Origin of the sequence: Nostoc sp. T09, assembly GCF_002154695.1 — a bacterium.
GTDB lineage: Bacteria > Cyanobacteriota > Cyanobacteriia > Cyanobacteriales > Nostocaceae > Aulosira.
The window spans coordinates 36097-62675 of sequence record NZ_MTAV01000016.1; the positions used below are offsets into that span (position 1 = coordinate 36097).

At 37.9% G+C, this 26579-nt stretch carries 20 protein-coding genes and 1 tRNA gene; 15 read left to right on the top strand and 6 right to left on the bottom strand.

What is annotated here, in order from left to right; genetic code table 11:
• Nucleotides 1-104 precede the first annotated feature (104 nt).
• From BV372_RS05495 to BV372_RS05540, 10 genes are all read left to right on the top strand, one after another.
• On the top strand, nucleotides 105-1997 hold the full coding sequence (locus BV372_RS05495) for a glycosyltransferase family 2 protein (protein ID WP_086684353.1): 1893 nt from the start codon (nucleotides 105-107) through the stop codon (nucleotides 1995-1997).
• 7 nt (nucleotides 1998-2004) lie between these two features.
• Entirely contained in the window at nucleotides 2005-3111 is a 1107-nt protein-coding gene (locus BV372_RS05500) for a glycosyltransferase family 2 protein (protein WP_086684356.1), read from the top strand.
• A gap of 24 nt (nucleotides 3112-3135) precedes the next feature.
• Nucleotides 3136-4353 (top strand): glycosyltransferase, encoded by a 1218-nt coding sequence (locus BV372_RS05505; protein WP_086684359.1) that lies wholly within the window; start codon nucleotides 3136-3138, stop codon nucleotides 4351-4353.
• Nucleotides 4354-4389: 36 nt separating this feature from the next.
• Nucleotides 4390-5499: a glycosyltransferase family 1 protein gene (locus BV372_RS05510; protein WP_086684362.1), complete on the top strand. Its 1110-nt coding sequence runs from the start codon at nucleotides 4390-4392 to the stop codon at nucleotides 5497-5499.
• Nucleotides 5500-5595: 96 nt separating this feature from the next.
• Nucleotides 5596-6843, top strand: coding sequence for a glycosyltransferase family 4 protein (locus BV372_RS05515; RefSeq protein WP_086684365.1), 1248 nt, complete (start codon nucleotides 5596-5598; stop codon nucleotides 6841-6843).
• Nucleotides 6844-7038: 195 nt separating this feature from the next.
• A complete protein-coding gene (locus BV372_RS05520; RefSeq protein ID WP_086684368.1) occupies nucleotides 7039-8139 on the top strand; it encodes an acyltransferase in 1101 nt (366 codons plus the stop codon).
• 53 nt (nucleotides 8140-8192) lie between these two features.
• Entirely contained in the window at nucleotides 8193-9317 is a 1125-nt protein-coding gene (locus tag BV372_RS05525) for a glycosyltransferase family 1 protein (RefSeq protein WP_086684371.1), read from the top strand.
• Between the two features lie 58 nt (nucleotides 9318-9375).
• A complete protein-coding gene (locus BV372_RS05530) occupies nucleotides 9376-10803 on the top strand; it encodes a hypothetical protein (RefSeq protein WP_179197988.1) in 1428 nt (475 codons plus the stop codon).
• Nucleotides 10804-10921: 118 nt separating this feature from the next.
• A tRNA-Gln gene (locus tag BV372_RS05535) sits at nucleotides 10922-10993 on the top strand.
• Between the two features lie 851 nt (nucleotides 10994-11844).
• The gene (locus BV372_RS05540) at nucleotides 11845-14037 is read left to right on the top strand and encodes a polysaccharide biosynthesis tyrosine autokinase (RefSeq protein ID WP_086684374.1); all 2193 of its coding nucleotides are present in this window, start codon (nucleotides 11845-11847) and stop codon (nucleotides 14035-14037) included.
• Nucleotides 14038-14092: 55 nt separating this feature from the next.
• Here BV372_RS05540 and BV372_RS05545 read toward each other — a convergent pair whose 3' ends face one another.
• Nucleotides 14093-14572: a hypothetical protein gene (locus BV372_RS05545; RefSeq protein WP_086684377.1), complete on the bottom strand. Its 480-nt coding sequence runs from the start codon at nucleotides 14570-14572 to the stop codon at nucleotides 14093-14095.
• A gap of 227 nt (nucleotides 14573-14799) precedes the next feature.
• Between BV372_RS05545 and BV372_RS05550 the strand changes: the two genes are divergently transcribed.
• Nucleotides 14800-16095 (top strand): hypothetical protein, encoded by a 1296-nt coding sequence (locus BV372_RS05550; protein ID WP_086684380.1) that lies wholly within the window; start codon nucleotides 14800-14802, stop codon nucleotides 16093-16095.
• Nucleotides 16096-16489: 394 nt separating this feature from the next.
• Nucleotides 16490-16876: an oxalurate catabolism protein HpxZ gene (gene hpxZ / locus BV372_RS05555; protein WP_086684383.1), complete on the top strand. Its 387-nt coding sequence runs from the start codon at nucleotides 16490-16492 to the stop codon at nucleotides 16874-16876.
• A 46-nt stretch (nucleotides 16877-16922) separates the two neighbouring features.
• Here the strand turns inward: hpxZ and BV372_RS35030 are convergent, their stop codons facing one another.
• The 4 genes from BV372_RS35030 to hisC form a co-directional block, all read right to left on the bottom strand.
• Nucleotides 16923-17168 (bottom strand): hypothetical protein, encoded by a 246-nt coding sequence (locus BV372_RS35030; RefSeq protein ID WP_143844985.1) that lies wholly within the window; start codon nucleotides 17166-17168, stop codon nucleotides 16923-16925.
• Nucleotides 17144-19036 carry a WG repeat-containing protein gene (locus BV372_RS05560; RefSeq protein ID WP_218776685.1) on the bottom strand — a complete coding sequence of 631 codons (1893 nt, stop codon included), beginning with the start codon at nucleotides 19034-19036 and terminating at the stop codon, nucleotides 17144-17146. Before BV372_RS05560 ends, BV372_RS35030 begins: the two co-directional genes overlap by 25 nt.
• 3 nt (nucleotides 19037-19039) lie before the next feature.
• The gene (locus BV372_RS37030; protein ID WP_218776686.1) at nucleotides 19040-19828 is read right to left on the bottom strand and encodes an S-layer homology domain-containing protein; all 789 of its coding nucleotides are present in this window, start codon (nucleotides 19826-19828) and stop codon (nucleotides 19040-19042) included.
• A 142-nt stretch (nucleotides 19829-19970) separates the two neighbouring features.
• Nucleotides 19971-21035, bottom strand: coding sequence for a histidinol-phosphate transaminase (hisC, locus tag BV372_RS05565; RefSeq protein WP_086684386.1), 1065 nt, complete (start codon nucleotides 21033-21035; stop codon nucleotides 19971-19973).
• Nucleotides 21036-21486: 451 nt separating this feature from the next.
• Here hisC and BV372_RS05570 point away from each other — a divergent pair, with 451 nt between their 5' ends.
• Both BV372_RS05570 and BV372_RS05575 read left to right on the top strand, forming a co-directional pair.
• Entirely contained in the window at nucleotides 21487-22155 is a 669-nt protein-coding gene (locus BV372_RS05570) for a cadmium resistance transporter (RefSeq protein WP_086684389.1), read from the top strand.
• A 191-nt stretch (nucleotides 22156-22346) separates the two neighbouring features.
• Nucleotides 22347-22979 (top strand): pentapeptide repeat-containing protein, encoded by a 633-nt coding sequence (locus BV372_RS05575; RefSeq protein ID WP_086684392.1) that lies wholly within the window; start codon nucleotides 22347-22349, stop codon nucleotides 22977-22979.
• Between the two features lie 215 nt (nucleotides 22980-23194).
• Here BV372_RS05575 and BV372_RS05580 read toward each other — a convergent pair whose 3' ends face one another.
• Complete coding sequence (locus tag BV372_RS05580; RefSeq protein WP_256973091.1) at nucleotides 23195-25354, bottom strand: FAD/NAD(P)-binding protein; 2160 nt, start codon at nucleotides 25352-25354, stop codon at nucleotides 23195-23197.
• 462 nt (nucleotides 25355-25816) lie between these two features.
• Between BV372_RS05580 and fosX the strand changes: the two genes are divergently transcribed.
• The gene (fosX, locus tag BV372_RS05585; protein WP_086684398.1) at nucleotides 25817-26224 is read left to right on the top strand and encodes a FosX/FosE/FosI family fosfomycin resistance hydrolase; all 408 of its coding nucleotides are present in this window, start codon (nucleotides 25817-25819) and stop codon (nucleotides 26222-26224) included.
• The last annotated feature ends 355 nt before the right edge of the window (nucleotides 26225-26579 follow it).

Genomic DNA, 26579 nt, shown 5'->3' on the forward strand with positions numbered 1-26579 from the left:
AGTTAATTAAAGCAAACGCTGGCTGTACAATTCTAGATAAATAGAACTTAGGCGCGGCATCTACTAACAACACTTGAAACAAGCAAATAAAGAACAGGTTACAAATGAACATAATCACTAGAATTCGATTTCCCCGCGCCTCGGAAACTTCTAATTTATATATGAGGTGCAGTGAAGGTTCATTGCTCAATTTTTCTCAAGAACAAGTAGAGGTAGCATTTACTAAAAAAAGTATTTTATCTTTGAATACTTATTTCAATTCATTTTATGAAAAATTTTATGTCAAATATACCGCTCTTAAAGATTTGTATTACTTGTTAAAACTTGATGGTGATTTTCAAATATCTCTCTATAGAGAATACTACAATGGAGAGTCCAGAGACTTGATTTATACAGCAAACTTTGAGAAATGTTTGCTATCAAAACCTATTAAAGTAATCCTACCAGATTCTTGGCGTAGTGAAAATGCAGGCAGGCATTACTTAGAAATCATTTGTTTGAGTGAGAAAGGTTTATTTGTCAAAGGATGTATTGCAACAGAGCAACCCAAACTTCATGAAGTATCTTTAGCGCTAATTACTTGTACTTTTAAAAAAGAAGCATATGTAAAGAATACAGTTAATACTGTCTTAAAAGATGATTTATTACAAAAAGAAAATTTTAAGTTTTTTATCGTAGATAACGGTAGAACGCTTAAAGAAGATGAATTTCCTGAGCCAAGGGTTCAATTGATTCCGAACAGAAATTTTGGTGGTGCTGGAGGTTTTACTCGAGGTCTAATTCAAGCTATTGATGAGAATCTCTATACACATTTTCTGTTTATGGATGATGATGTAGAAATAGATAGTGAATCTATCTATAGACTTTTCGTTTTGTACGAGTACGCAAATCAGGACTTTGCTGTAGCTGGTAGTATGTTGGATTTATATAAAAAGTATCTTGTACATGAAGCTGGAGCACTATATTGCAAGTATATAGATACTAATGGAAATTACAAAGATGACATGTCTAAAGGTCTATCTTTGAAGCATAAGCTTAATATTGAAAATCCTAGTAATATAAATATATTGCTAGCGGAAGATATTCCAGATTATGGAGCATTTTGGTTCTTCTCATTTTCTCAATCAGTTATTAAAGATATGGGTCTTCCAATGCCCTTCTTTATAAAAGAGGATGATATTGAATTTGGATTGAGGATAAGAGAACGGCTGGGAAAAATGATAGTGGTTTTCCCGGGAATTTCTATTTGGCATGAACCTTTTTATGCAAAAAGTTCTGGTTGGATAAATTATTATTCAGTTCGCAATAGATTGATAACTAATTCAATGAGGAGTTTATTTGGTTATGTGGATACCATTAAATTCCTTACAAAATCATTACTTTATAGTTTATTAGTATTTGACTACAATTCTGCGGAAATGTTACTTAAAGGATTTGAGGATTATATAGAAGGGCCAACAGTTATTGAAAATAATGATCCAGAGATTCTGCACTCAAAAATTTTAGAACTTAGCAAAATTCATAAAACTCAGAGCACAAAAACTACTTCTTCAAATACAGTTCATACATTAAAAGAACAAGGTAATGAAAACCATAGTCAACTAGTAATCAAGCGTATTATAGGTTTATTGACTCTGAATGGTCATTTCCTTCCTAACTTCTTGCTCAGTAATGAAGATGTAATGTACTGGATGGGCTCTGATTATTTTGATAATTGGCATAAAGTTTTCCCAAATAAAAGAGTTGTTATCGTTAGAGAAGGAAATAGTAGTGTAGAAAAATATGAAATGGATCGAAAAAGCTGCATAAAAATATTAATTAATTGGCTAAAAATTATTATTCTGCTTAGTATCAGATGGACATCTGTTAGAACTGAATGGAGAAATGCCTTTAATCGGTTTACTTCCACAAAATTTTGGAAAAAGTATCTTAAATTAGATGACCAAGAATTATTGCTTACAAAACATTATAACAATGCTTCTTTGAATACTAAGTAATTAACAAATGCAAGAACTACAAACGCAAAATTTGCAACCTATTAAACTGTCGCAACTGCCTGAGAGTCCATTGGTATCAGTATTAGTTCCAAATTATAACTACGCAAAATATGTTGGCGAGACTTTAGACAGCGCTATTCGCCAAACCTATTCTCATTATGAAGTGATAGTTTGTGATGATGGCTCAACAGATCAATCCTGCGAAATAATCGAAGCCTACTTGCAAAAAGACTCCAGAATTAAATTAATACGCAAACCAAATGGAGGCGTTGGCTCGGCATTAAATACAGCATATCAAGAAAGCAAAGGGCAAATCATTTGTATTTTGGATGCAGATGATGTGTGGATGGATAACAAGCTATACAAAATCGTTGAAGCATTTAAGGCAGAACCAAGCAGTGGATTTGCAATTCACAATGTAATTCCAGTAGATGCTAATGGAAATGTGATCGAAAGAAAACCTTTGTTAAGCAGTATGGCTTCAGGTTGGATGGCTATCTCCGCCCTAGAAAATGGGGGATTTATTGATGATTTACCGCCAGCTTCTGCACTCTGCTTTCGCCGTGAAGTAACTGATTGTATTTTTCCCTTAAATGAAGCCTTTGTACGGAACGCAGATGCACTTGTTCGTAATTTTGCATTGTTCTTATCTAGCATAGTGCCTGTAAAAGATGTACTAAGCAAGTATCGTCTGCATGGCTCAAACTTAACATTTGTTCAGTCTTTGTCAGCAGATTATTTAGAAAGAGAAATGAATGTTGCTGAGCAAATTAATCTAGAGATCAAACACTTTTTAAGCGAATTTTATGGTCCAGATATAGCTACAAGGCTAACTAGTATTAAATCAAGACAGATTTATTGTCACAATCGTTATATAGTGGCTCGTTTAAAAAAGGCATCCAAATCCGAACGGCGGGAAGCACATCAACAACTTATTAACCATCCACAGTTTAGTTGGTCAGGAGTCGAGGGATGGCTACTGAAAAAAGGAGAGTATCTACCAGATTCTGTGTTTGCGCTTTGTTTCAACCAGATATACGGTAATGGATGGTTGAAGCGTTTAGTCAAATTTATCCGAAAGCAGAGAGCTGTTGGGCAAAATTCATCAGCCTGAAGTACATGGCATAAGGAGAGAAGAATGAGTACTGTTGATAGCTTTGCAGTTACCAAGGCAGATAAAACTGAAGCCAATTCTCCTATACGTGTACTTTTTATTAGTCACGCTTATGTAGTTGGTGTAAACCAAGGAAAGCTGAATGCGATCGCTGAAACTGGTAAAGTTGAAGTCGGCTTACTAACTCCTAGCAACTGGAAAGCACTGGAGTGGAATCGCCAATTTGAAGTAGAAACACCTTACCCCAAAATTAAAATCTATACAGCACCTGTAATATTTTCCGGTCGCGGAGGTGCTCATATGTATACACCTTGGCACCTGTGGCAAGTTTTGAAAGATTTTCAACCTGATATAGTGCAGGTAGAAGAAGAAGTATTCTCCCTTTGTACTTTTGAGCTCGCAATTTGGAGCAGACTAACAGGCAAGCCAATTGTCGTGTTTGGTTGGGAGAACATGGATCGCACTCTACCGATTGTACGCCATTGGATTCGTCAATTTGTAATGAATACAGCCAAACTGATGCTTCCAGGCAATCAGGACGGAGCTAATTTATTACGGCAATGGGGTTACACCGGATTAATGGAAATTATGCCTCAGATGGGAGTGGATACTCAATTATTTAGTCCGCGATCGCCTGAAAATAAAAATGAAGAATTTCACATTGGATTTCTTGGCAGATTAGTTCCTGAAAAGGGTATCGATACTATATTTGCTGCTGCACATCTACTTGAAGAAAAAGGACTCAACCTTCGGATTATTATCTGTGGTTCCGGTCCCTATGAAGAAGTTCTCAAACAAGAAGCCCAGAAGCAGCAAATAGCAGATTTAGTTGTTTGGCGCGGATCAGTACGCCATGAGCAAGCACCTGAGGAAATTAGTAAATTGGATGTTTTAGTTCTACCCTCGCTTACGGCTCCCACATGGAAAGAGCAATTTGGTCACGTCTTGATTGAAGCGATGGCAATGGGTGTTCCTGTAGTAGGCTCTAGCAGTGGCGAAATTGCAAATGTCATTGGGCGTTCTGACTTGATATTTCCAGAAGGAGAATCAGCAGGGTTAGCAGCAATTCTAGAGCGAATGATTCGCAATCCAACTTGGCGGCAAGAGTTAAGGCAACATGGTATGACTAGAGTTTATCAGTACTATACCCATGAAAAGATTGCTGAACGTTTAATCAACCTTTGGCAAAACCTAATCCAGCCAAGCAGTAATAGTTATGCCATGAACAAAAGTTGGCGTTAATTGTAATTTGGAGTGTGATGCAAAGGGAAATTAATAATGCGTGTAGTTATTGTCCGTACCATGCAAGAATTCAGCATGGATGTCTATGCCGATGGCATTATTTCAGGTCTAAAAACTGTCCGACCTGATTGGGAAATTGTGGATTTAGCACCGCGTAATTTTGATAGAACCAGTTCCTCTTTTTTTCTAAGAGTTATAAAATATTATGAGCGTTTCTGGCGCTTTCCACGCTTGGTAAAACAACAATCAGCTGATGTTTTTCATATTATCGAACCGGCTGAAGCTCATATTGTTTACTGGTTACAAAATGCTGCTAAAACTGTTGTTGTCACCTGCCACGACTTAATAAACTTTTACTATTCTGGCAATCTTCAAGGTTCGGTGCAACTGCCGTTTGTGAGTAAGAATGTGTGGCTGCTGGCTGTAAAAGGCATGAAGTATGCTAATCATATCTTTGCTGTCTCTTGTGTAACAGCTAAGGATACCACTCAACTATTAAATATAGAACCAGCCAAAATCTCTGTAACACCTAATGCTGTTGAGCCTATATTTCGACCATTACCTCAATCTGAAATTAGCTCTTTTTGCCAAAAGCAGGGATCTGACTCTAAAATAACTTACCTACTTAATGTAGGGGCAAATCATCCTCGTAAAAATATTTTTACTATACTTGAATCCTTAAATATTCTAAAACAAAAAGAGTTATCTATAAAGTTTTGGAAAGTAGGGGCAGACTTTACAGATGAGCAAAAACAATACATTCAAAATCATCAGTTAGAAAATTATATTACTTATTTTGGTAAGCCAGATAAGAATACGCTAGTTCAAATATATAATGCTGCTGATATTCTGATAGCACCTTCACTGCATGAAGGATTCGGCATAACAATTTTAGAAGCTATGGCTTGTGGAACTCCAGTTATTACTTCAAACACCTCAGCCATGCCGGAAGTAGCTGGAGATGCTGCAATTCTAATTAACCCCAAAGATCCTCAAGCGATATCAGAAGCAGTACTGCGATTGCACAATGACCCAATATATTATCAAGAATTAGTCGATAAAGGACTGTCAAGAGCCAAGTTATTTACTTGGGAAAAAACAGCAGAAAAACTGGCAGAGATTTATGAAAAACTGTTGTATTATTAGTTGTTTTTATTAATAAAGGAGAAATAGGTCAATTGTGTATATCTTTGATGCCGCTATTTAATTAACACTGTTTATCAAACCATATCTTGATTGCTGATGAAAGTATTAATTTCTGCTTATTCGTGTGAACCGGGAAAGGGATCTGAGCGTGGTGTAGGGTGGAATGTGGTTCGAGAAGCTGCCAAATACCATGAAGTTTGGGTTTTAACTCGACCTGATGAAAGTAAAGAAGCTATTGAAGCAGAACTAGCCTCTAATCCAATTCCTAACTTGCACTTCGTTTATTTTACCTTACCCATCTTAGGTGGACTATGGCGCTTAGGGTCGAATGGCGCAATGCAAATTCACTACTATCTATGGCAGATACAAGCATACTTTATAGCCCGTAGTTTGCATCGTGAAATTGGCTTTGATGTAGTACATCATGTCACATTTGTTAAGTATTCTAATCCCAGCTTTCTGTCATTATTGCCCGTTCCCTTTATATGGGGGCCTGTTGGTGGTGGCGAAACTGCTCCAAAAGAGTTTTGGCAGGATTTCAACTTCCGTGCTAAAGCTTACGAAACGGCACGGATTTTCACTCGCTCTTTAGGGGAACTCGATCCTTTTGTGCATATGACTGCAAGAAAGAGCGCTATAGTGAGAGCCACAACTGAAGATACAGCTAAAAGGCTGTATAAAATGGGCGTGAAATATGTCGATATTCTTTCGGAATCAGGTTTACTCGCAGAAGAAATCGCTGTACTGAACCAATACCCAATCCCTGCTCAGCAACCTGTAAGGTTTATTAGTATGGGCAGACTTTTGCATTGGAAAGGCTTTCACTTAGGATTACGAGCTTTTGCAAAAGCGAACTTAGCTGAAGCAGAATATTGGATTGTTGGGGATGGACCAGAATGGGAGCGACTGAAAAACCTGGCACAAAAGTTAGGAATTGCACAAAAAGTGAAATTTTGGGGTAGATTACCTCGCGAAAAGACCTTAGAAAATTTAAAACATTGTCATGTATTAATTCACCCTAGTTTACATGACTCAGGTGGATGGGTATGCATTGAAGCAATGGCAACAGGCCGTCCAGTCATCTGTTTAGATTTGGGAGGACCAGCACAGCAGGTAACAGCAGATACTGGCTTCAAAATTGCTGCAATTAATCCGGAGCAAGCAGTTGATGATTTGGCAAAAGCATTGATTACTTTGGCTAAAGATTCAGAACTTCGCATCCGCATGGGACAAGCAGGACAGAAGTTAGTCAGAGATAGCTATAGTTGGCAAGTTATGGGTAAATGCCTGGCTCAAGTCTACGAAGAAGCTATATCTTTACAAAATCCGAAAGTACTTCACTGAATTGAAGGTTTTTTACCTAAAAACTAATTACTACTAATGCACACTGGCAAAAATAACTGCTCAGGTTGAATCAGCTTAAAAGTTTATAAGATACAACTGTTCAAATATTGACAACTAATTACTATCTCTAGTTATTTTTCTGGTAAATATTTTACCTTACGCTAACTATATTGTGAAATATTTGTGAACAGCAAAATGGAAAAAAAATCAAGGTTTGCAGGGATAGATTTATGCCGTGGTATTGCAGCATACGGTGTTGTTTTATTGCATTCTGGAGATAAAACTTGGTCTACTGTAGACCCTTTATCTGCACAGCTTTCATATTTATTTAACTTTCCTGTTCCCTTCTTTTTAGCTACCTCTTTTTATCTCATAATCTGTAGGCGCAATCCTGATTTTTCATGGAATTATTGGCAAGTTAGATTGCGGCGTATTTTCCTTCCCTATATCATCTGGACAATAGTATTTTTGATTATTAAAACAATAATGTTCTTAGCATTACATCAGGATAATAAACTAAATGAATTATTTAAAGATCCATTCTCAATAATTTTTTATGGAGGAGCAGCAATACAGTTATATTTTTTACCGATTCTGTTAGTAGGAACTTCACTTATAATAGTTGCGTTTTACTTGGATAAAACAAAAATTAATATTAGAGGATTATTTGTTTTAACTTTATTAAGTCTCATTTTTTACAATTTACTTATTATAACTAATAATACATTTTTATTAGGACCTAATGTGGCTTTTCAAGGTTTACTAAACCAATTAATTCCTAACCATAATAACACTAATGAGTTTTTGAGATTTATTTCCGTAATAACTGCATGGATAGTGAGGTGTATGCCTTACTTCTTTATTGCTACAACATGGAGATTTATTCTTTTTAAAAGTGACTTTACACTACAATTCTCAAAATTAACAGCCACTACACTAGCATTATTGGTATTTATTATTACTGATTTTTTGAGAAATTGGTTCTTACCTATTGGCTTTAGAGAAGTTTTATTAGGATACTCTCTACTAGCGTTTGGCATTGCTTTATCCAATCACTTAAAGGATAACAGTTTTATAAAAGATTTGGGATTATGTTCCTTTGGAATTTACTTAATTCACCCTTTAGCAATCAATATTATGGAGATTTTAGTAAAAAGAATACAACCTCATCTTCTAGAAGAGGTAACCATTCTCTCTCAGATGGTATTTTCTCTACCTAGTTTTTTTATTAGCTGGCTAGCTGTACATTTGCTCATGAAAAATAGTACAATATCCAAATATTTATTTAGTACATAAACAAATACAGTATCTTTCATTTTCAGTTGCAAATTATTTAATAAAATCATAATATGCACATTTTAATTGCTGCTTTACACAGGCCTACAAAACCAACTGGAGTTTGTAGACATGCTGCAAATCTTGCAAGATGTCTGGCTGATACAGACAAAATTAGCAAAGTAACTTTGGTTTTGGGTTTATGGCAAAAAGATTATTTTGAAACTTCTTTTTCTCTAGAATCAGATAAAGTTTCCTTGGTTAGTGTAGATATTAAAAATATGTCCATTACAAGGAATCTTTGGTTTTTATGGGATTTACCAAAACTAGCCAAACAACTTCATGCAGATTTAGTGCATCTTGCATTCCCACTTCCGTTTATTCGTCAACTTTTTCCATGCCCTGTAGTAGCTACTATCCATGATTTATATCCTTATGAATATCCGGAAAATTTTGGCTATCCTAATGTGCTTTTTAATCAATTATTCTTAGAGCAATGTATTAATAATAGTGATGGATTATCTTGTGTTTCCCAATATACTGTAGAACGCTTAAAAGAATATTTTTCCCAGATTGAACAGCGAAAAAAACTTAGTGTAATTTATAATTATGTAGACTTTAGTCATGTCACTTCTCAAGCACCAAAATCTACTAATACTAGACTACCTTTTTTACTAGCTGTTGCCCAGCATCGCAAAAATAAAAACTTAGATATCTTAATCAAATCTTATCATCTATTGTTAAAGACTAATCAGATAAAAGATTCAACTCAGTTGATTATTATAGGTAGCACTGGGCCAGAGACGGAGAATATTCATAACCAAATCCAAGCACTTTCCTTACAAGATCGTATTCTGCTCATGACATCAATCGATGATCGTGAATTACGTTGGTTGTATGAGAACTGCCAGCTTTTGGTGGTCCCTTCTTCAACTGAAGGTTTTTGCTTGCCTTTAGCCGAGGCATTATATCTTTCTTGTAGAGTGGTATGCTCTAATATTCCTATATTTAGAGAAATTGGAAATAATAACTGCAATTATTTTGAATTACAGGGAGATACTACCCGAAATCTTGCTAATGCTATAACAGATTCTTTATCTGAACCTTATTCTAATCAGATTATCCCAGAGCAACGTTTTTGCAAGCTAAACACTGCGCATCAATATCTCAATTTTTATGCTAAAATATTAGAATTTTAAATACTTGCATCAGTCGAAATTCTGATTTTAATAAAATAAAGTTTCTGGGAAATAATATATGCATAGTTTTATTGATGAATCAGCAATTTATCAAAAAAAGAAACAAGGCTATGTTAAAAATATATTTTTAATATTGTTAGCCTTTGCCAGCGCTTTTTACCCTCGCATGATTAGTGCAGTTGGTGCACCCTCAATTATAAATTTTTTACATTTTTTAATTGTTCCCGTAGTATTAGGAATTGTAGTAGCTAGTACTCCAACAAGAAATCGATTGCAGATCAGATTTGCGTGGGACATTATAGCCGGCTTACTTTTTTTCCTGGGAGTAATGCTTGCAAGCGCGCTGTTAAATCATGCGGGATTCATTAACGTAGTCTTAGATTTTATATTATTAACTGAGCCTTTTATGCTATTGTTAGCGATATCTTGTCTGCCACTATCAATAGCAAGCTGGAAAAAATTAAGATTTTTTCTTTTAGCATCTGCCATTATTAATATAATTTTGGCGATCGCTCAGTACTTTCTTCTGGTCACAGGTATACTTAAGTATTCTAAATATTCCTTAGCAGATAACGTACAAGGTGTATTCTATTTATCTGGAGCTGGTAATTATGTATCTGTTTCAGTTTCAATAAGTGTTGCTTTGTACTATTTTATAAATGCTAAAAGCGCTCCTCTTTGGTGGCGAATGTTTTGTATATTTGCTGCCTTTTATCACTTAATAGTTTCTGATTCCAAGCAGATATTGGTAGTCTTTTTACTGGCTTGGATAATTTTGGTACTAACTAAATTTAATGATTTTCGCAAGCTACTCTTATACTTCGTAGCTGTAGTTATTGTTGTTGGAGGTTTTTTCTGGGTAATAGAAAATCTAGATATAGAAGCTTTAGCTGCATTCAAACATTGGGCGAATAGAACATCAATTTACATTCCTCCTAATGGCGAAGGTTATCAGGCTAAAATAGCAGGAATTAGCATGATCTCTAGTTATTTTCACTCTCCTTTCAATTGGTTGCTGGGTTTAGGACCTGGTCATACTGTGAGCAGGCTAGGAGGATGGGTATTCCGGGATTATGCATCTATGCTGGCTCCGTTAGGTGTTACAACTCATCCTGTAACAGAAGAAATGTGGGCTTATGTAAACTCTAACTGGCTAATTCTAGAATCTTCCTTGTTTATGCCTCTTTTCAGCTGGGCTGGTATTTGGGGAGATTTAGGCTTTGTTGGTTTAGTAACTTATCTGTATTTGGGGTATATCGTTTGGAGCCGTCTTTGCCGGGACGATTTATGCAAATTGCTAATGCTGACTTTGTTTATTTACGGACTGATTATTACTCAAATGGAGGAACCTGGTCAAACAATGACTGTAGCTATTTTGATTGGGTTGCAATGGCATCAACGACAGATAAGTAGGGAATCGCTTAATCCTCAAGCACACCAAGAAGTTAATGGTGCGAACCGTCAGCTTTATACCAAGCAGAGTTAAATTTATTTAGGGTGCTCGCTATCTGGCTATAAAGCAAAGCAAATAATTCTAATTTTTCTCTCCAAGTACTTGACACTAACCTAGCAGTGGCTGCTATATTATCTAAAGTGCAAATCGTTGGGGCGTAGCCAAGTGGTAAGGCAGCGGGTTTTGGTCCCGCCATCCCTAGGTTCGAATCCTAGCGCCCCAGTTACTTAGAAAGCTGTGCTATTTCATTATTTCAAAGCCTTCAAGGCTTTAGTTTATGAGATAAAATAACCAACCTTTTGAGGCATAGCAAAAGAACGCTTTTCTGGACTTTAGTCCGCGTAGACGAAAAGATTTTACGTAAACACAGACTTTTAAAATATTTTTAGCAAAAACCCTCCTATACTAACTGCTTTTGAACGAAGATGAGGCAGAGATGTCTGTGTCATTCTGTGGGCGATCGCATGGTTCTAAACCAGGGAATTTCTTCGTGCAAACAAAAAATATAGTCCTGGAATTGAATCAAGAGCTTTCATGTATGGGGTCAAAGAGCGCCCCCGTGTGGTATTAAACACATGCCCAAATAGTTGGTTAATAGTTTGTAATATAAGCTCCGAGACAATATCTGAAAATTACAGTTGTTTGCAAAAATCAGTCTAATGTCTAAATTTAAGTGTATACTTAAATACTTTTTTAATTTATAGATATTTTATATACTAGTATTATAGTATTTATATGTAAATAATTGCCATTTTCTCCAAAATTAGACTCAATATTTTCAAGAATTTCACCAATTTTTCTTGCGTAATGCTACTGTGGTTATAGTAAATTTATTTAAATTAGCTATATTTTATGTATAGCAGCCTAAGCTAGATATTTGTATTCAGTAAGGTCTTAGTAACAATTATTTACCCCTAATATTGTTTGTACTACATGATTAATTAGTAAATTTATTGGTTTACTAGGGTGCAGAGAAAAAAAACCTAATTCGGAGCAATCTAACTACCTATACCAAAGATTGAATCGAAGAATTCACCTGTGTAAGGAATATAAGTAGTTTATTTGACAAATGCTATGCTGAAGTCAGAAAAGTATCCTCACCCGTTGTCACAAGCAAACTTTACCCAATTAAATGATGATGAAGGTGGATTAAATCTAGGTCAAGTTGGGGCAGTTCTGCGTCGGAGACTATTGTTGATTGGTGGAACCACAGCCTTAGTAGCAACAGCAGCAGTGCTGAAGGCGGAAACAGATCCCCCAGTATATCAAGGCACATTTGATATTTTAACCAAGCCAGTGACTGGTGAGGATAAAGCGCTCGCCAATATTCCCCAAACTCTAAGTAATCAAGCGCCTCCTGAGTCTACAAAAGACGTTCAGACAACAATCACGGTTTTACAAAGTCCTAGAGTCCTTAATCCTATCGTTGAAAAGCTTCAAGCTCAATACCCAGATCTCACTTATGACATACTGGTTTATTACTTAAAGATTTCATCTAGTAAGCCAAACATCTTAAATATTGAATATACCAACTCAGATCAAAAGTTAGTTAGTGATGTATTAAAACTGCTGGCTGATGCTTATCTGCAATATAGTTTGCAGGAACGGCAATCAGATGTTGAACAGGCTATTAAGTTTGTTAATCAACAAAAACAGCCACTAGTTAAGGGTCTGAAATACTGGCAAGACCAATTGCGCAATCTGCGGCTTGATAATAACTTGATTGAACCTGCGCAGAAAGCTCAAGAGTTATCTACTCAAATTGCTACTTTGAGGCAACAGCGAATAGAGAATCGAGTCCAGTTAGAACAAATGGTAGCCAAATATGAAGAATTACAAAAAGAATTAGCTCAAGAGCCTGGTGAGAGAGCAGGTAATTCTTTGTTGAGTGATAATGCTCGCTACCAAAAGATTCTAGACCAGATCCAGGCAGCAGATATTGCAGCTAAACAACAGTCAGCTGTGTTTACAGATGAAAACCCAGCAATGGTGACTTTGAGACAAAAGAAAGAGTATTTACTGCCATTGCTGGCTCAGGAAGAGTCCCGAGTCCAAAAAGACTTTCAAAGCCGTATCCGGGAACTGTCAGCACGTGATAGAGCTTTAGATGAAAAAATCAACAATGGTTATAGTGAAGTTAGAAAGTTAGCAACTATTAGCCGTAATTACGACAACATCCAACGAGAATTGCAAATTGCTAACGAGGCACTGACTCAATTTACGACTAAACAACAATCTTTGCAAATTGAGAAAGCCCAAAAGCAACAACCTTGGCTTTTACTTGATCCTAAACTAACAAGAGTAAATGAACCTTTGGCTGTCTCAGATAGTGCTAAGCGAAACTTAGCATTGGGTGGTCTTTTGGGTTTGCTTTTGGGTATAGGAACAGCTTTAGTTGTGGATAAACTTAGCAATATCTTCTACTCTTCTCAAGAACTCAAGGATGCTACAAGGCTACCTTTACTGGGAATAGTTCCTTTAAGAAAGGAACTAGAAGTCGCGACAAAAGACAATCTCTCCAGGGGTGTGCAAAATTCAGATGGAGCCTCTTTCTTTGAAGTTTTTCGCTCTCTTTACACCAATATTCTGCTTTTGGGTTCTGATACACCAATTCGCTCACTTGTAATCAGTTCAGCAGGACAGGGAGATGGCAAATCTACAATTGCGACGCAGCTAGCGCAAGCAGCAGCAGCGATGGGTCAAAGAGTATTACTTGTGGATGCCAATCTGCGTGCTCCTAGCTTACACAATCGAGTGGGACTCATGAACATTCAGGGCTTGACTGATGTGATTTCGCAAGACCTAGATTGGCACAATGTAATTGAGCCATCGCCTTTAGAAGAGAATATGTTTGTGATGCCAGCCGGGCCGATTCCGCCAGATTCGGTAAGGTTACTTGCCTCTCAGAAAATGCATAATTTAATGGAGGAGCTGCAAGTAAGTTTTGATTTAGTAATTTATGACACCCCCCCTCTTTTAGGGTTTGCAGACGCCTACTTATTAGCAGCTAATACTGATGGTCTTGTACTAGTTGCTGGTTTGGGTAAGCTCAAGCGCACTGCACTACAGCAAGCATTGGAACAGATTCAGATCTCTGGAACTCCCCTGTTAGGCTTGATAGCTAATAAGTCTAAGGATGCTGCGCCTGTTTCTTATCAATACTATCAACAGTATTACAAGCAGAGCGTGAGTGGTGAAAAAGTAAGTGCAGAAAAAGTCACAGCCAATACTAACTCCTCTTATCTAAGTAAAACTAAGCGAAGTTAGTGTTAATAAAGGGTAATTTTATTAACAATTACCCTTTACTAATTGCCAAATGCTATTACTTATCAGGTGATTTTAAGGCCTGATCTAGAACTTGTCTTGCCTGCTCTGCTTTAGTTCGCGCATCTTGGTAACGTAGATTAGCTTGGGCAAAATTTTTGAGGAGTTTAAAACCTTCTTTGAGGCGAGAAATTTCTTCTTCTGTTACTGAATTATCTGAGAACAAAATATCAACTGCCTTGCGAATTTCTAAGGCTTCAGTACGTGATTCCTGAACTTTGAGCTTAAGTGTGGCAAGGTTGCTAAGAACCTGCACAGCTTGAGTAATGGCATCTTCACCACTAGCAGTCTCAGTAGTTGGTTCTTTTACCTCAATTAATTGTTGAGGACCAAATCCCTCTTCTAGTTCTGTGGGGAGGTTACCTGCATCCATCAGTTCCATCAGCTGATCCATTGCTTTCTCACGGGCTTTGGCTGAATCTTTACCAGAAACACTGAGGATAATTTCTGGGCTTTGAGCGAGAGTGTACTGAACCATATTTGAGGGCAGAAAAGTTGCTATTTAACCAAGCCGAGGAAAACAATTTTAACATAAATAGAGTAGCGACCAAAACCTTAAATATTTAAAAATTAAAAATTGAAAGTGATTCTTGAGAATTGTACTGAAATTGAATATTGAATTGGCGATCGCTTTCCCCAGTCACCCCAAATAAAACTTTATACTTGAATAAAGAGAGTAAAAATGTTTAACAGGAGGGGAGAGCTATGGCTCCCAATCCCACCATTATGCACGCTGTGGAACAACTGGGTTATCGCGTCACCGTTGGTGATGTAGCAACCCAGGCAGGATTAAATATCGCGGAGGCGGGACAAGGGTTATTAGCTTTAGCATCTGATGCTGGCGGACATTTACAGGTAGCAGAATCAGGTGATATTGTTTACCTATTTCCACAAGATTTTCGGTCAAATTTACGTAACAAGTATTTGCAGTTACGGTTTCAGGAATGGTGGCAAAAGGTTTGGGGCGCTCTGTTTTACCTGATTCGCATTTCCTTTGGGATTTTCTTAATTGCTTCTATCGCCTTAATTACTGTTACCATCATCATTATCATTACTGCTATGAACTCAGATCGTGATAGTGACAATAGAGGCAGTAATTATGGGGGCGGTGGCTTCTTTTTTTTTCCAGATTTATTTTGGTATTTTAGCCCCAATTATCAGACTGAATATCAGGAACGGCGACGCGAAAGAAACCAAACAAGCAATCTAAATTTTTTTGAGGCTGTTTTTTCGTTTTTGTTTGGTGATGGTAATCCTAATGCCAACTTAGAAGAACGTCGTTGGCAGGAAATTGCTGCTGTAATTCGTAATAATCGTGGTGCAGTTGTAGCAGAGCAAATAGCTCCTTATTTGGATAATATTGGTGAGAGATACCAACAAGAATACGAAGACTATATGTTGCCTGTGCTCATACGATTCAATGGGCAACCAGAGGTAAGTCCCGATGGACAAATTGTCTATTACTTCCCAGAATTGCAGGTGAAAGCGAGCAAAAAGCGTCATCAATCGATTCCAGTATATTTAGAGGAATCACTCTGGCGTTTTAGTGCAGCAAGTTCAGGACAAAATATGCTCAGTGCTGGGTTGGGCGTACTAAATTTTGTTGGTGCTTTAGTACTGGGAAGTTTGTTAAGAGATGGTATAGTTGCTGCCCAATTAGGTGGATTGGTAGCTTTTGTCCAAGGGATTTATTGGCTACTGTTAGCTTATGGAATAGGCTTTTTGGGTATACCGTTAGTCCGTTATTTCTGGATTCAGTGGCGCAATAGTAAAATTGCCGCACGTAACCGCGATCGCCTTTCGCGGGCTAGGCTATTAACAAACATGGATGCAAGTTTACAGCACAAAATCGATTACGCCCTTCGGTTTGCTACAGAAAAAGTAATCGGCAAAGAAGATGTGATTTACTCTAGTGAAACTGACTTACTCGAACAGGAATTTGAGCGTTCTGCACAGATTGACGCTGAATGGCAACGTCGCTTAGATGAGTCAGGAAAATAAGCCGATTAGGTTTTGCTGCATAAATGAGCTTAAAAGATTTGGGGATTGGCACCCAATCCCCAATTCCTAGTCACCAGTCTGCTTGATGGATTGGCTGCTAAAAAAGTCGACTTGTCTATGTCGCACAATTCGCTTGCGTAATTCATCCGCTATCAAAATTAACAGTGGCCGCATTATTGAATATTTTGGTTTATCGTCCCTGTTCGACGAAGTTTACACTAGCGGACTGAAATAACCAGGAGTGTAAAATGTGACTTGATTCATCACATTTTACGCGAAAATCTTTCAATTCGTAATAGTTTCAAATAATCAACCAGAACTATTGTGTTTTTAAATACTCGGATGACTAATTAGAATGACATAATCAGCCATATCACCCCAATTGATCGCAACAATGACTACAGTAAATGATCCTGCTGTTGTAGCTGAAGTAACTGATTTGTACCTCAAGTACGAAGAAGCCTTGGTTAATAACAATCTGGAAGTGATGGATAGTTTATTTTGGGATGCACCAGAAGTAGTACGCTTTGGTTTAGCAGAAAACCTCTACGGTGGTGAAGAGATTCGCAATTTTCGCGCCTCTCGACCGAACCCAAAAATCGAACGAGAAATTTCCAATCTCAAAGTTGTGGCGTTTGCAAAGGATACAGCAACTGTAACGCTAGAATTTCGTCGCATTATCGATGGTGTAGAACGTTTTGGGCGACAAAGCCAGACTTGGTACAGATTTCCGGATGGGTGGAAGGTGGTTTCGGCTCATGTTTCTTTGTTACCTGTGTGAGCCATACATACACAACACATACCGTTTCTCCAAGAGTTAGCAGCACTCAAGTTGCGAACCCTGGCGACAATGCATGGTTCAACGTTTCTGGGGGATGGTGAACGTGCATTGCAAGATTTAGCTGTGATGCTTGTTGAAGAAGAAGAGATGACAACTGAGCGATCATCGCGTTTATTTCATCAGTGATACAACAAGTGCGTAGGCGTAGCCCGCCGCAGGCATCGCTCACTGCTGCAAAATTTGAGTTTACCCAATACTCACTGCCATTTAAGGTTTGCGAATATAGCCCCATTTACCTCCTGTGAAATATACTTTGCCTTGTTCTAGATCTTGTTTTAATTCTCCACCTACATTAACTAATGCCATACCTTGAGAAAAAGGTTTAGCAAAATCGAAATTCCTGGGAATTATAAATTCACCAAACTGATTAATATATCCCCATTTACCTCCCATTTTCGCAGGAGCTAATCCTTCTGAAAAAATATCAGCTTCATAAAATTGTGGCTCTATAATAAATTCTCCTAGTTTATCAATATATCCCCATTTATTCACAAATTTAACTAAGGCGAAACCTTCGGAAAAACTTGTAGCATCATCGAACTTAGATTCAATTATAATTTTGCCAGTTTTATCAATGAAACCCCATTTATTAGCTATTTTTACGGCTGCTATGTCTTCGGAGAATGATTTAGCATCATCAAATTGAGTAGCAATAATGATTTTGCCTATGTTATCAATATATCCCCACTTATCAGCTATTTTTATCGCTGCCATGCCTGAAGAAAACGATGCAGCATCATCAAATTGTAACGCAATTATCCGGTTGGCAGTTTTATCTATATAGCCATATTTATTATTAACTTTTATCAGGGCTAGCCCTTCCGCAAAAGGTTGAGCATTATCAAATTGAAGGCGGCTGACAAGTTTACCTGTTTTATCAATGTAACCGTATTTGTAACCCATCTTCACGGCTGCCATACCTTCAGAAAATGGTTCAACCCAATCAAATTGTGGCTTGATGTTAATTGGCTGCGATGTATCTATATAACTATAGTTACTATTTATGCGCCGATGGGTAAAGCTATTATTTTTAATTTCTTTTATGTCAAGTGTTCTAGGAGTTTTAGAATAAAATTCAGATTTTAGCAGTTTAGCTAAAAGGTTATTCTCTTCTAGCAAAGCTTCATAGAAAAAGAAAACTTCCCCTTGAATACCAACAGAACGGTTATAGTTTAGTGCCTTAACTAAATGTTCTGAATCAATTCGATATGTACTTTGTTTTAAAAGCACGCTAGGAATTAGTTGTGGCAATTGTTGTTTGGTAAATTGATTAGCTACAAGCCTATCTATATCTCTCTTATATAGTTCAAATTCTCGCCAATATAATTGGGGATGAATTAAATCGACTAGCCCAAGGTTAACCCAAGTTTGAGAATCTTGGAGGTAGTTTTCATAACTCCAAGGATAAGCACTCGGAGCCATTGAAATAATTAATTCCGGATTTATATTAATTATTTCCCTGTAGACGCGGGTTAAAAAATTTGAAAGAATATCTGCTCGCCACTGTAACCATTGTGGATCTTTGGGGTTTTCTGGTGGTAGTCGATTAAATTCCTGGCGATAGCGTTCAACAGTTTTTTGATCGTAACCACCTTCACTTGGTAAAGCGGGAAAGCGATCGTCTCCTTGAATTCCATCAACTTTATAGTTTTTAATGACTTCTAAAAATAAACTTAATAAAAAGTTTTGCACTTCGCTATCAAAAGCATTTAGCCACTCAAAACCATTTTTAGTAAGTAAATTACCAGCATAGTCACGCGCTGCCCATTCTGGTTTTTTGGCGATGATTGTACCACCTTTTTTTTGATAAGAACTAGCAAAGCCATATTCAAACCAAGGGATAACAGCAAGATTAACTCGTTTGGCTTCGACAATTAATTCGGCTAAAGGATCTCTACCTTGAAATTGCGGATTTATTTCAACACCAAAGTTTTCTCGCATAACTCGGCTGGGATAAGTGGTGAGTCCGTTATTCCAGACAACAGGAAATACCACATTAAATCCAGTTTCAGCGAGAAAGTTCATCGCCTCGGCAATATTTTGTTTGGAGTTAAAGACTTTGCTAGCTGTTGTAGTCAGCCAAATACCACGAATTTCCATGAATTAGGTTGGGCTTGATTTATTGAGATTTTCTCTGACTAATGCCAATCCTTCTGAAAAAGGATGAACTTCCTCAAATTGTGGCAGAATCACAAATTTTCCAGTTTTGTCAATATATCCCCACTGATTACTTTTTTGCGCTCGTGCTAATCCTTCCACAAAATTATCAGCAGCATCAAATTGGGGTGGAATCACGAACAATTCTGTACCAGGAATATACTTAGAAGGTACTGTAGGAATTTCGAGAACTCGACAAATAAATGTTGCTATTTCGCCTCTAGTAACGTTTTGATTGGGCTGCAAGCGTTTGATTTCTGGGTAGTTCACAACAATGCGCTTTTCAGTTGCGGCTGCGATCGCACGTGTAGCATAACTGGGAATTTGCCCGAAATCATCATAATATTTTTTCAAAGTATTTATCGGGTCTGCTGTTACCCCATAATTTAACCCTGATGCTAAAGCGGTTAAAGCTTGCACACGCGGAATTAGTTCATTGGGTTTAAACATCCGATTGGGATATCCAGACAGATAATTTGCCTGATATGCTTCGGCTATTGCCTTAGCCGCCCAATGATTAGCTGGTACATCTATAAAGCTAATCTCAGGACGAGATGATGGCTGTTTTGGTAAGCCAATAGAAATAATCGCCGCAAATTCAGCACGAGTCACAGGTGCAGCTGGGCGAAAAGTACCGTCTGGATAACCTTTTAATATATTTCGCTGGGCCGCTGCAAGAATAGATGTTTTTGCCCAATGGTTTTGAATATCTGAAAACATTGACTCATTCACCATAAATGCCCTTAACTGTCTTAGTCTGGATAAACTAGATTTGCTACCTCAAAAATACTTAAATTGACATAAAATCTAGCAATTAGCGACAATTTAGGCAATTTGCATTTGCCATAAGTCTAAATAACAAATTTTTGTTTTTAACTTAATATTTCCTAGTCTCCAGCAAATTATTCAATGTCTGCACCAAAGTGTGATTTTGTTCATCAGTGCCAACAGTAATGCGTAATTTATCTTCTAGTCCTAGTTGCTTGAAGTAGCGGATTAAAATTTTTTGTTCTTTGAGTTTTTGATAGAGGTATTCTGCATTTCCTTGAGGAGGTTGCGCTAGTAAAAAATTGGTTTGAGAATCCCAAACACGAAAACCTAATTGTTTTAAGTCTGATGCTAGCTGAGTTCTTGATGCTTTAATCTTTGCTACACAAGCGTGTTTATAAGCTTGGTCGTTGATAGCAGCAGTTGCCACTGCACAGGCGATCGCATCAATGTTATAGCTATCTTTCACTTTAAACAACCCATCCAATAACCTGGGATTTGCCACCCCAAACCCTAATCGCAATCCTGCTAGGGAGTAACCTTTGGAAAGTGTCCGAATAATCATCACATTCTCGTATTCCTGCACTAAATCCAAAGCATTTTCTTCAGCAAAATCTACATATGCTTCATCAATTACTAAAACCCCAGATAACTGACTGGCTAATTTCCGCAGATCATCAGTTGGTACTACATGACCCGATGGACTATTAGGAGAGGCAATAAATGTTACCGACCCATCAGCAGAAATTAATTCTTTCAAGGGCAAACTGTAATCTTCTTCGTAAGGAATCTCTAAAATATCTGCCGCCTGCATTTCAGTTAATGTGCGATATAGCACATAAGTAGGCATTGGATAGACTACCTTGCGTCCCGGTTCAGTACAAGCACGAATAACGATGCTCAACAATTCGTCACTGCCATTACCTACAATGATCCAATCACTAGGAACGCCTAAAACTTTACTTGCGGCTTGCCGAAACTCTCCTCCGAATGGTTCTGGATATCGCCGCAACCATTCACCATCAATATTCCGCAGTACTTCTAATGCCGCAGGTGAGGGAGGATAGGCGTTTTCGTTACTGTTGAGTTTGATAATTGGTGTACCCCGTGGCGGCTGTTCACCAGGGATATAGCTAGCCATTGCATCAACATTAGAACGGAAATAGTTGGTCATAGTGCATTGGGCTGGGAAAATCCATCTGCAATCACTGGATTATTATCTATCAACCTGGCGGCGATCGCTCATTATGTCCGCCTAATTGCTGAGTAAAAAACTCTCTGCGTTCTCTCTGGGCCTTAATGATAGGTGTTACACCAGACTTGATCTGACTGTGATTAGGTCAGATTTATATTGCTAATTGTCAAGCTTCATTAATAATTAAATATTAATAACTTGTGTTTATCGTTTAGAAAAAAAATAGTATTTGCTCTTATCTAGGCGAAAAACTTAATATTGAAACCATACAAAGCCAAGCTAGCTTGTTAACAACAAATCTCACGCAGTCTTAAGAGCGATCGCCATCAAAAACAACAAGATTTGATTAAACGATTTCCTGAACTGTCCTTACCTCTATAAGCAGACAGGGAATAGTCAAAACATCATTAAATTATTGTGAATCAAGATTATGAGTTGGCTGATTACTACATCAATTATTGGTATCTCTGCAGCTATTGCAACTACCTTTGATGACAATATATATTTAACAGCTTTTTTTGGTAAAGTTGATCATACTTTTCGTCCCAAGCATATTATTTGCGGTGAATTTATTGGATTCACTATATTAGTTACCGCTAGTCTCCCGGGTTTCTTCGGTGGTTTAGTCCTTCCAGAAGCTTGGGTTGGATTACTAGGTATTCTTCCAATTATTATTGGTATTAGTAATCTCATAAGTCGCGAAGATGAATCGGGAACTGTACAAGCTGTACCATTAGACTTCAAGGATTCAGTCAAATCCAAGCGTCATAGAAACTCATTATTGGCAACTATCCGCGATCCCCAAACTTACCGCGTTTCTGCTGTCACTATTGCCAACGGAGGAAACAATATTGGTATCTATGTGCCCTTATTTGCTAGTACTAATCTTCCAAGTCTAGGGGTAATTTTGTGTGTTTTATATTTGACTGTTGGGTTGTGGTGCTTCATATCATACAACATGACTCGTAATCCTCTGATGGCTCCTGTTCTAGCTCGCTTTGGTCGAAAAATCTTCCCTTTTGTATTAATTTGGCTAGGATTATCTATTATGATGAAAAGTGGAACGTTTCAGCTTTTACCTACTTTGGCAACGCTTTAAAAATAGGTTTGTGGCGCTGATAGAGAGCGCCTGAACTGCTGTTTCATTAATATGAAAAAATGAAAAAATATATTTATTATGATGTATAACTAAAAATACAAAACTATAAAAGTCAGTATATTTCAGGTGTAGCCCATATAGTTGCAACATTTTAGTTTTAGTTTAACTCCATTGATCGCGAGGGGAAAATTATGAAGTCAACAAGTTACCAAAAAATTACTTCCTGGATTTTTACAGCTGTATTTATAGCGTTTGTCACAGTATTTTCTCTGTTTGACCAACCTAATGCCCTAGCCCAAACAGAAACATCACCTGTAACTTCTGTACCTACCGAATCCATACCTGCTCCAGTAGTATCTCTACCTCAAGTAACATTTCCAACAATATGGTCTGTAGATCCTGTAGCAGCAAATGTCAGCCGTTTATTAACAACTAATGAATGTGTTGGATGCAATTTAGTTGGAGCACAATTAGAAAGGGCAAACCTGCAAGCTGCTAATTTAGAGGGTGCGAACCTACAAGATGCAGAATTAGAAAAGGCAAATTTACAAGGTACAAACCTACAAACAGCTAATTTGCAAGGCGTAGATTTAAGCAAAGCCAATATAGCAGGAGCAAATCTGCAAGGAGCAAATCTCTATGATGCAGATTTAGAGGGAGCAAACTTGCAAGGAGTAAATCTCCAAGGAGCAAATCTACAAAAGGCTGATTTACAAAAAACAAATCTTCTAACTGCGAACGTACAAGGAGCAAACCTGCTAGGGGCTGATTTAGAAGATGCAGTTCTACCCGCAGGAATCATGACTCCATATCAATATCAGTAATTAAAACTGCGTCGCTACGCTCTCTCAATAAATGGTAAATCCATAAATTTCTAAGCCAGGGATTGATGATCTCTGGCTTAGATCGTAGAGTGGGCATCGTCTACCAAAAACCTATATGATTCACATTTGAAGTACTTTTATTCAGCAACGCTAAAGTATAGACAATAAATTTTAAGGTGGGCACTGCCCACCATACAAAAAATAATTTGCCAAGCTCAAATTTGATAGTCCAAGGTCACTAAAACTTTGCCACCACGTTGGTTTGCAGGTACAGCTTCCTTCATCTTCTTAGGATAAGGAAGATTCAAGTTATTCATTAGTTCAATAAATTGGCTGCGGCTGCGTCCAGTAAACCGGGAATTCCAGCGCTTTTCTTCACCAATTGTAGACACAGTTTGTCCTTTATAGTCGTGACCGGGATATACCCATGTGTCATCTGGTAGTGTAAATAGCTTTTGCATGACGACATCATAGAGTAACCCAGCATCACCATTCTGGAAGTCGGTACGACCGCAGCCTCGGATAAACAAGGCATCTCCGGTTAACAAATGAGTACCGTTGGCTAGGTAAGCCATGTGACTATCTGTATGTCCGGGAGTAGCGATCGCCTGAATCTGTACGTTCCCTAATTGCAATATTCCACCATCAGCAATGTAGCGGTCTGCACGAGCCGTCTTAGCATTCTCAGGCAAAACACTAAAACAACCTGTAAATTGTCGCAACTGGCCTGTGCCGGTAATATGGTCAGCGTGAATGTGAGTTTCTAAGCAGTAATGCAAGGTCAGTCCTAGTTCTCGCAATACTTGGAGGTCACGTTCTACTTGTTCTAATACAGGGTCTACTAAGATAGCCGCTTTGGTTTGTGGGTCGGCTATGAGGTATGTATAGGTACTCGATTCTGGATCGAAAAGTTGACGAAATAGCATGGCAGTTTTGGGCAATGCATTCAACGAATTTCCAGCGAACCAATTTCTTTCCACAGCGTAGGGTTTGGGAGTCAGAGAGTTCAGTAACTCTTGTGATAAATTTGCTGCTTGAATACGAATTTCAGGAACAGCAGTAGTTTCCCAAAGGTTGCCTTTACGCGGTGTTCCTAAGGTATAGAGGATTTCAGAGACATTTCCTTGGGCATCAATCACAGCACCGTTAGGAGCAGTATCGATCCCGATTGATAGAGCATGAGGACGAATCAGCCGTTGTTGTTGTAAGTTAGCAATCAGTGGGTGCTGTAACCTGCGGTAGTTACAATTTGAACCTGTACAATTGACAATTCGCTTAACCTGCAAGACTATATCTGCGTGTGTTCCCCGTTCCCGAATTGTCACATTTACTCCATTGTCAACTTCCTGACAAGTTTGAATCCGACCGCTGTAATAGCTCAGTTGACCAGATTGGCTAGCCGCATCTAATACCTCGGCAATTTCCCCTGCAATCCTGTGGCGGGAAACTTCCCAGTAAGCTTTGACATGGCGGAGAAAGCGTTTCTGTTCTATCATTGGCAGTGCTTGCCAAAGTTGTGAGGTAATTGGACGAATGGCATCAATTACTGCTCGCCAATCCTGTCCATGAGTAGCAGCTTTTTTGACTTCTTGACGTACTAAACGCAGTAATCCCCGTGCTGTTTTTGGCGCAGTTTCCAGGTCTATATATATATGATAGGGGATTGTTGGTTGGTGGCGCTGGGGCGTTAATCCATGACGGGAGACAGCATGAATTTTTCCTGGAAAACCTTGTTGGTGTAGTGCAACAACTGCATCGACCATCGTCAACCCAGTTCCTACTAACAGAATGGAATCTTCTGGATTAAGATCGGCGATCGCATCACTAGACCAAGCATCTTTAACGTAGCGATGATCTTTTCCGAGTGCAGCAATTGGTTGTGGTAGCAAAGCTGGAAAATTTCCCAAGGCTAGTACAGCTTTCTGCACGTGCAACCATTGACCACTACTTAGTTGTACCTTTGTGCTGTAGCTTGTTGTTTCAATCGCGATCGCTTCATCAACAATTCTCTCTAAGCGCACGTAAGCTGGAGCATTGGCCTCAGCTTCGTTCAAAATTGCCTGTACGTACTCTCCATAAACTTTGCGCGGCACAAATGTCGATGCCGTACTTTCAGCATGTCCATTTCTATGCAGCCACCTCAAAAAGTGATTAGGTTCATCTGTAAAAGCACTCATCTTACCTGCTGGCACATTCAGCAAGTGAGAAATAACTGTTGTACTATATGCAACTCCTTTACCTATCTCAGAATTACGTTCAATCAATTTAATAGATACTGGTATGGTTGCGTTTCGCAAAATATTGGCTGCAACAAGAGAACCGCTAAAGCCGCCTCCAATAATTGCAATCGTACTAGGAGAAACTGTTTGGTTCAAAATATAATTGTACATAAGATATATGAAATAAACTTGTTGCTAGATACATACAAATTTATTCCAAGTAAATTCGGATATTTATGTTATTTTGCCGAGTGAGTAGATTAATTTAATCTAAACCTCACTTAGACAAGCGAAATATGGGAAATTTAATCTTAATATTCAGTTTTACTAAGCAAAAATTCCCAATTTTAAAATTACAGAATCTCTAAGTCAATCTGCACAGGTGTTTGAGTTTTTTAATAAGGCTTTCTCAACAAATCCGATAGAAATATGGGCGTTTATAAATCAGCAGTTAATAGCAGCTTGGAAACGAAAAAGTTCACCTATCTGATTGTCAATTTTTTGTGACATACAAAGCTAGTGCATCTGTTGTGGCTACTGGTATTGTCTGAAAGCGTGCGTTTTGTAATAGTTTTATACTTAATATTTACTATAAAGTTTCCTGGGATAGGAGAACGTATGATTCAAGGAATAAGTCATATCACATTCATTGTCAAAAATTTGGAGAAAATGACTAACTTTCTGACAACCATATTTGGTGCTCAGGAAGTTTATTCTAGCGGTGAGCAAATTTTCTCCATTTCAAAAGAGAAATTTTTTCTGATCGATGAACTGTGGATTGCGATCATGGAAGGCGAGCCTTTACCACAAAGAACCTATAACCATGTAGCTTTTAAAATAGCTGCTGAGGATTACGAACTGTACGCTGCGAGAATTAGAATTCTGGGAGTGGATATGAAAGAAGATAGAAATCGCGTAGAGGGCGAAGGACGTTCTTTATACTTTTACGATTACGACAACCATTTGTTTGAGTTACACACAGGTACTTTAAATCAGCGCTTGCAAAACTATCTGATTGAAAAATAAAGGCGATCGCACATAACTCCCACAAAAATATTACGCAAATTTCAGCTTTAACCCTTTAAGTTGACACAGATAAATGAAAGGAAACAGGGAAAGGGCAACAGACAATAAGTCTTGATTTACTGCGCTGTTCTCCCCTCATCGATGGTAACTGTGGTAATTGCTGCCACTATTTTTCCCATGCCGAACAAAAATCATCTACATCAGAAAAAATCTTGGTAATATCGAGGCGAGATACAATAATGGACATCGCTGAGACACCTTATTTATTTTTGCTTTTATTACTGTCAGGACTTAAGCAAGCAAAATTTGTCATTGCGACCGGAACGTAGTGTAGGGAAGCAATCCCAGAATTTCA

Coding starts and splice junctions, on each gene's coding strand:
- BV372_RS05520 (WP_086684368.1), top strand. CDS start 7,039: ATGGAAAAAAAATCAAGGTTTGCAGGGATAGATTTATGCCGTGGTATT.
- BV372_RS05515 (WP_086684365.1), top strand. CDS start 5,596: ATGAAAGTATTAATTTCTGCTTATTCGTGTGAACCGGGAAAGGGATCT.
- hpxZ (WP_086684383.1), top strand. CDS start 16,490: ATGACTACAGTAAATGATCCTGCTGTTGTAGCTGAAGTAACTGATTTG.
- BV372_RS05500 (WP_086684356.1), top strand. CDS start 2,005: ATGCAAGAACTACAAACGCAAAATTTGCAACCTATTAAACTGTCGCAA.
- BV372_RS05560 (WP_218776685.1), bottom strand. CDS start 19,036: ATGGAAATTCGTGGTATTTGGCTGACTACAACAGCTAGCAAAGTCTTT.
- fosX (WP_086684398.1), top strand. CDS start 25,817: ATGATTCAAGGAATAAGTCATATCACATTCATTGTCAAAAATTTGGAG.
- BV372_RS05545 (WP_086684377.1), bottom strand. CDS start 14,572: ATGGTTCAGTACACTCTCGCTCAAAGCCCAGAAATTATCCTCAGTGTT.
- BV372_RS05540 (WP_086684374.1), top strand. CDS start 11,845: ATGCTGAAGTCAGAAAAGTATCCTCACCCGTTGTCACAAGCAAACTTT.
- BV372_RS05570 (WP_086684389.1), top strand. CDS start 21,487: ATGAGTTGGCTGATTACTACATCAATTATTGGTATCTCTGCAGCTATT.
- BV372_RS35030 (WP_143844985.1), bottom strand. CDS start 17,168: ATGGGGCTATATTCGCAAACCTTAAATGGCAGTGAGTATTGGGTAAAC.
- hisC (WP_086684386.1), bottom strand. CDS start 21,035: ATGACCAACTATTTCCGTTCTAATGTTGATGCAATGGCTAGCTATATC.
- BV372_RS37030 (WP_218776686.1), bottom strand. CDS start 19,828: ATGGTGAATGAGTCAATGTTTTCAGATATTCAAAACCATTGGGCAAAA.
- BV372_RS05525 (WP_086684371.1), top strand. CDS start 8,193: ATGCACATTTTAATTGCTGCTTTACACAGGCCTACAAAACCAACTGGA.
- BV372_RS05505 (WP_086684359.1), top strand. CDS start 3,136: ATGAGTACTGTTGATAGCTTTGCAGTTACCAAGGCAGATAAAACTGAA.
- BV372_RS05575 (WP_086684392.1), top strand. CDS start 22,347: ATGAAGTCAACAAGTTACCAAAAAATTACTTCCTGGATTTTTACAGCT.
- BV372_RS05510 (WP_086684362.1), top strand. CDS start 4,390: ATGCGTGTAGTTATTGTCCGTACCATGCAAGAATTCAGCATGGATGTC.
- BV372_RS05550 (WP_086684380.1), top strand. CDS start 14,800: ATGGCTCCCAATCCCACCATTATGCACGCTGTGGAACAACTGGGTTAT.
- BV372_RS05530 (WP_179197988.1), top strand. CDS start 9,376: ATGCATAGTTTTATTGATGAATCAGCAATTTATCAAAAAAAGAAACAA.
- BV372_RS05495 (WP_086684353.1), top strand. CDS start 105: ATGAACATAATCACTAGAATTCGATTTCCCCGCGCCTCGGAAACTTCT.